Source organism: Aliiroseovarius salicola, assembly GCF_027891095.1.
GTDB classification, from domain to species: Bacteria; Pseudomonadota; Alphaproteobacteria; order Rhodobacterales; family Rhodobacteraceae; genus Aliiroseovarius; species Aliiroseovarius salicola.
Genome location: NZ_JAQIIO010000026.1, coordinates 1 through 1,333, shown reverse-complemented (window position 1 = coordinate 1,333; position 1,333 = coordinate 1). Strand labels below are relative to the sequence as shown.

At 55.4% G+C, this 1,333-nt stretch carries 2 protein-coding genes; one reads left to right on the top strand and one right to left on the bottom strand.

Translation table 11 applies throughout. The features are described 5' to 3' along the window. The first annotated feature begins 93 nt into the window (after positions 1 to 93). Entirely contained in the window at positions 94 to 459 is a 366-nt protein-coding gene (locus tag O2N63_RS17475; RefSeq protein WP_408629829.1) for a hypothetical protein, read from the top strand. Between the two features lie 27 nt (positions 460 to 486). Here O2N63_RS17475 and O2N63_RS17470 read toward each other — a convergent pair whose 3' ends face one another. Next, positions 487 to 1,146 (bottom strand): L,D-transpeptidase, encoded by a 660-nt coding sequence (locus O2N63_RS17470; protein WP_271055594.1) that lies wholly within the window; start codon positions 1,144 to 1,146, stop codon positions 487 to 489. Positions 1,147 to 1,333: the final 187 nt, after the last annotated feature.

Sequence of the window (1,333 nt, the reverse complement as noted above, 5' to 3'; positions counted from 1 at the left end):
GGTAAAAACAGTGGGTAAATTGCGGCTTAGGACTGCTTGAGCAGGCGGGCCTTTCGCCGCCGATATCCACGATTTCACAAGATTAGAGGAGGGTTGGCACTGGCCCGCCCGCGAAAAATCAACCATTCTTCAAAAAAGAAACAAAAGGTGGTGTTGATGTATAAGTCAGTTGGAGCAATAGGCGGCGCCGTTTTTCTGCTCGCGTCCTGCACGGAGTATCAAGAGGCCGATCTTCGAGGTTCGGGCGGGTTCATCAAAGAATTGCCGGAAGCAGTTTTAACCATTGCCGCGCCTTATCAGGACCTGACGGCGGTCAGAATAGATCCGGAAGACGGCTGTTATGTCTATCGACATGCGGGTCCGGTCGAAACGACCTTCCTGCCGCTGAGGTCTGTGAGAGGGCGGCCAATTTGTACCCGTCCCGCTAATGTCGAAACCGAAAGCAGCCAGGCCGGGTAGAAAGGCGAAGCAGTTTGTCGCCTGCAGTTAACTCTGAGCCGTTATGGCATCTTCCGGTGGGTAGAGATAAGCGGTGGAGCCGGTCGCGACATGTCCATAGAGGTCGATGATGTGGGGCATGACCATGCGGACACATCCCGAACTGGCGCGCCCACCAATCGAACGCGGATGAGGTGAACCGTGGATGCGCAGATAGGTGTCCCGGTTTCCGACAAAAAGATAAAAGGCGCGTGATCCCAAGGGGTTGGTGGGACCACCGTTCATTCCATCGGCATGCTGTTCGTACAGCTCAGGATCTCTTTTGATCATCGCTGCGGTTGGGGTCCAGGTGGGCCATTTTGCCTTGCGCCCAATCGTATAGGTCCCGGGCTCATACAGGTTTCCGCGCGCGATGGCGACGCCGTATCGCATCGCGGTTCCGTCATTGCGGATATGATAGAGATACCGCGCCACCGCATCGACGTGGATGTCGCCTGGCGTCAGGCCCGGGTTGGCCTCGACCAGTCGGGGCAGAAAACGCTGGTGCAGCCCCCAGGGGTTGGAGGTCGCCGGATCATAGTTTGCCGGCGTCACCCGCGCATCCCAGGTTGGCCACATTGACCGGTCGGAAACCGGCGCTGCAAGAGCGGGGATAGGAGCCGAAAAAAGTGCTGTGCTTGAAATTATGAAATGGCGTCTCGTCAACATGGGCTGCGCTCCTTTTAACGGGTCATTTAAGTGCAAAAGGGATCTACAGAATAAGATTGGTGGCTTGATGATCCAGTCACATCCCTGTGTATCGAAAGGAAAAACATCCTAAGTCGTCATTATTAACACAAATGGCAGATCGCCTCTATTTGGCGCGGCGGCTTATCCAAATCACGCCGCTCAATGA